This window comes from Bacteroides caecigallinarum (assembly GCF_021531075.1).
In the GTDB taxonomy this organism is placed as follows: Bacteria; Bacteroidota; Bacteroidia; order Bacteroidales; family Bacteroidaceae; genus Phocaeicola; species Phocaeicola caecigallinarum_B.
On record NZ_JADYTJ010000096.1, the window covers coordinates 1 to 3,910 of the forward strand.

Annotated in this window: 5 protein-coding genes and 1 tRNA gene; all 6 read right to left on the minus strand. The window is 31.2% G+C overall.

Annotated elements, in window-relative coordinates:
- Positions 1-797: hypothetical protein (locus I6E11_RS14250; protein WP_235338785.1), on the minus strand; the 797-nt coding region annotated here is incomplete at its 3' end.
- A 76-nt stretch (positions 798-873) separates the two neighbouring features.
- The gene (locus I6E11_RS14255; protein WP_235338786.1) at positions 874-2,142 is read right to left on the minus strand and encodes a phage integrase SAM-like domain-containing protein; all 1,269 of its coding nucleotides are present in this window, start codon (positions 2,140-2,142) and stop codon (positions 874-876) included.
- A 153-nt stretch (positions 2,143-2,295) separates the two neighbouring features.
- A tRNA-Met gene (locus I6E11_RS14260) sits at positions 2,296-2,366 on the minus strand.
- A gap of 425 nt (positions 2,367-2,791) precedes the next feature.
- Positions 2,792-3,196 (minus strand): aspartyl protease family protein, encoded by a 405-nt coding sequence (locus I6E11_RS14265; protein WP_235338787.1) that lies wholly within the window; start codon positions 3,194-3,196, stop codon positions 2,792-2,794.
- 36 nt (positions 3,197-3,232) lie between these two features.
- On the minus strand, positions 3,233-3,481 hold the full coding sequence (locus tag I6E11_RS14270) for a hypothetical protein (protein ID WP_235338788.1): 249 nt from the start codon (positions 3,479-3,481) through the stop codon (positions 3,233-3,235).
- Position 3,482: 1 nt separating this feature from the next.
- The coding region (locus I6E11_RS14275) for a DcrB-related protein (RefSeq protein WP_235338789.1) at positions 3,483-3,910 on the minus strand (428 nt) is incomplete at its 5' end.

The following is a 3,910-nucleotide window of genomic DNA, read 5'->3' on the forward strand; positions in this document are numbered from 1 at the left end:
CTTTTAATAGTATCAGTATCTTCTAAGAAGTTTGTATTTTTAGAAAGTTGCGTATAGTAAATTAATTTGGATATGAGTAGGGTTTTGTTTAGTGATGAAGTTTCTCCTTTTTTTCGTTTACCTTTAAATTGAGGTTTCAAATCAAAAAAGTATTTTAACAGATGTGCAAAATACCATATCAGAACAGAATCAGATTCATCATTTTTATGAACGAATGGGGAAACTCCTTTGTTTACGTCTATCCTGTTCACGTGTATAAAGTCCTTATCCTGTTCATAACCACGCTTTATCCATTCTAATATAAGTGATATAGTTTTGCTGCTTTCTATTTCTATTTTTCCTTTTTGGGTTTTTAGGCTTAATTTTGCCTTAAAGTTATTTGTGTCAGGTAGTAAATTGATTAAGTTCTCAATGTTTTCTCCACGTGTAGGTAGTCTGATGAAACTGTCAAAGCACATGCTACAAGCATAATCAAAACAGAACATTACCAAAAGCCAAAAGGCATCGGTATCAAGTCCCAATCCATTTATTGTGTCTTGTAAATCCTTCTTTTTTAAAAACTCCTCATATTTATAGCGACATAATATTTGGTCTGTATTATATCGTTCTGTAAATATCTCTGCCGCAGTTGGAATATCCACCAATTTCACTTCACTTGGATAAATAACAACAGACCAATCCGCATTATGGTAAGGCTCGCCCTCTCCATACATAATATCATAAACGTATCTTAACTGGCTTGATTCTCCATCGTCAAGCTGTCCTTTTTCATTGAGGTATCTTATAGGTAATTCCATACTCCTTTGATTATTAGGTTGTAAAGTTAAAAAGAAAATCCCACTCACAAATGTTGCAAGTGGGAAAATCATAAATCTACTTTCCAAACACATATCGCACTACCTTTGCATTAGCCTTATTTTCATTCACAAAATCACGTTCAATATAGATGTCGGTCACTTTCATGGAATCGTCTATATGATTCAAGGCAGCATGAACTATGTATTTGTCTATTCCCACTTTATTCAATGCTATGGTTGCCCAACTATGACGAGCCGCATAATATTCTAAATCATCAATTCCTAAAATAGAGCCAATTTCTTTCAAGCCATAATTGATTGCCTTATTGAAGCCTTTTTCGTCACAGTAGTATTGGTAGAAATTAAACAACCGTTTGCCTGTCTTATCCCTATATTTATTAATTATAGGTTGAATTATATGTGGAATCTCAACCATCATTTTGGCGTTGTCTAATCTACGGTCTTTTGTTTTGGTTCTGTAATAGGTAATAGTATTACCATCCATTTTAGTAGCATTATAAAGGTCTGCTGAATTGATACCCATCAAACAAAATGAGAGAATGAAACAATCCTTTGCTAAATTATAGCGACAAGTGGCTTTATAGCCTTTTTTCATATCCTTATAAGGTAGTTTCCAAACTTTCTTTATTATGTCTGCTGGAATAGCCCTTTTGCGTGTAGCTTCTTGTTTGGGCATGACAAAATCATCAAAAGGAGAATGGGGAATAAGAATCAGATTTTTGTCTTTTTTATTGTACTTCTTTTTGGCTTCATTAAACAGTTTCTTAATGCTTATCAGATAAAGGGATAGAGAACGGTTAGAGGGGACACGTTTCCCCTGCTGTATTAGTTTCTTTGTACGTGTTTCATGTTCTTTATTCAGAAATGTCTTGAAGCTATCTAAAAAATCTTTTGTTATCAGATTCACATCCAGTTCTTCTTTACCAATGAAGCGTACCAAAGCATTAATGGCAGAAGTATAATTGGGCGCACCTTTAATAGTTGTTGAGGCTATCCATTCACGGCTGAACTTTATAAAATTTATGACTTGATTCTTTTCTTGTTCTCCATTAAGATAGTCTATTATATCATCCAAAGTATAATGATTCAATTCAATTTGAAGCTTGGCACATTTCTCATAATAACTTCGAATCAACGCTTCTACATCTTGTTTGATAGGGGAAGACGGCTTGATTTTGAACTCTTTAGTCAAGTCTTTAGAATAGACAAATAGACTTGTTGATAAACGCTTTACTTTACGGTCAAGGGTGAATCTCAATTTAACATTGTAAGTCCCATCCAACTTCTGTTCTTGTCTTTTGATTTCTGATTTGATAGTCAGCATTTTACGTTCTAATTTAATTAGTCAACAATTAGTCAACAAATGCTGTGCTTGGATTATATAAACTACTTGCAAGAGCAATAGCAGAAGTCATAAAAAGCCAAAAAGAAAAGCGTTAACTGCTTGATTTTGTGCAATTAACGCTTCTTTTTTAAGTGGACCAGCCTGGGCTTGAACCAGGGACCTCCAGATTATGAGTCTACAGATATACACACTTTAAACTACTGTTAATCAACTTATTAATAATCTCTTTTGTAGTCAATGGAACAACTATTGACCAACAATGGTAAAGTTTATACAATACCAATAGTAACATTTAGAAATGCTAAATTTATTATTTCTTACTCATAAAAATTTTATTATTATAAAATATTACATCTATCCCATAAGATAGGGTCTAAATTATATATCCTTCTTCAATACTTCTATCAATGAAAAGCAGTTTATAGTAGTAAAGGTTTCATTTTTCAGAGTTTATTAAACGAACTAATAAATATATAGAAGCAAAAGAAAATAAGAAACCAAATGTATAACATATTGTATCTACATTCCATTCTCCAGCACTAAAACACATAATAGCAAGTATAGCAGTAAATATTATACAAACTATATTTAACGCAATACGAAACTTTTTCATTTACATATTTTGTTTTTAGTTAGTTGTTGTTATTATCAATTTATCAAAATCAATAATCCATTTATTTTCAATCAAGAAGTCAGTACCTAATATTCCATATATCTGTATGCCACTCTCTGTTTCAATGCCTTCAAACGCATCAAGAAGTGATTTTACACAGAATCTTTGACTATATGTCTGACCTTCAAAGGTGAAAGGTAAAATTACCAAATCAACCTTATGCTTAGTTCCATCTATTCCACTGATATTGTAATCCCCAACAGTATTCACAATATCTTTGAAATATTCTACAACATTACTATCAATCAAGCAACAAGTACTTCCTGTATCTATAATAAAACACAGGTATTTACCTTTTATCTCAACAGGGATAATGGGTAGTTTACCTTTACTTAATCCATAATTCAAAGGATAAACCATATTTTTAGTATTCTACAGCCGCTATCAAGGCATTAATTATTTACCAAAGATTCCTTGCATAATACTCATAATAAGTGCGCTAACAATAAGCCCTATCCATAATTCGGCACTTTTCCAAATACTTTTGATTTTTATTCCCAGTTTTTTTCTTACTTCATCAGAAAGTTCTTCTATCTCACTTGTTGTCAAATTATCAAGGACTTCTTGAGCAATACTTTCCACCTCTTCAGAAGTCATTGAATTTAATTGTTCAATCGTCAATGATTGTAATTCTTGTTTTGTCATACTATTTAATTACTAAAGAGTTAATAATGCTATTTATTATATCATTTTGTTTTATCTTCTTATTATTATCCACTGTTAAGGTAATTATAAAAGTCGTATTATCATGCTTTTTCACAATATACTGTATCCCATACAAAATATATCCTTGCATATTGAATGTATATTCAATGGAACTACCTTTACAATTACTAAGAACTATATCATTTTTTTGTTCAATTAAATGATAACTATTTAACAACCTTCTATTCTGAGATATTGTTTGCTTTGCTAAATAAGATGTAGGTTCTTTCCATTTATTACTTGACACTATAATATTTATATTGGGGCTAAAATCATAATCATTCTTTTGTTTCTCTATAATTTGAACAGATATATTGGTTTGATTGGTTACTTGATTATCCTCATTTATTATTTGCCATGAAGTAGGAT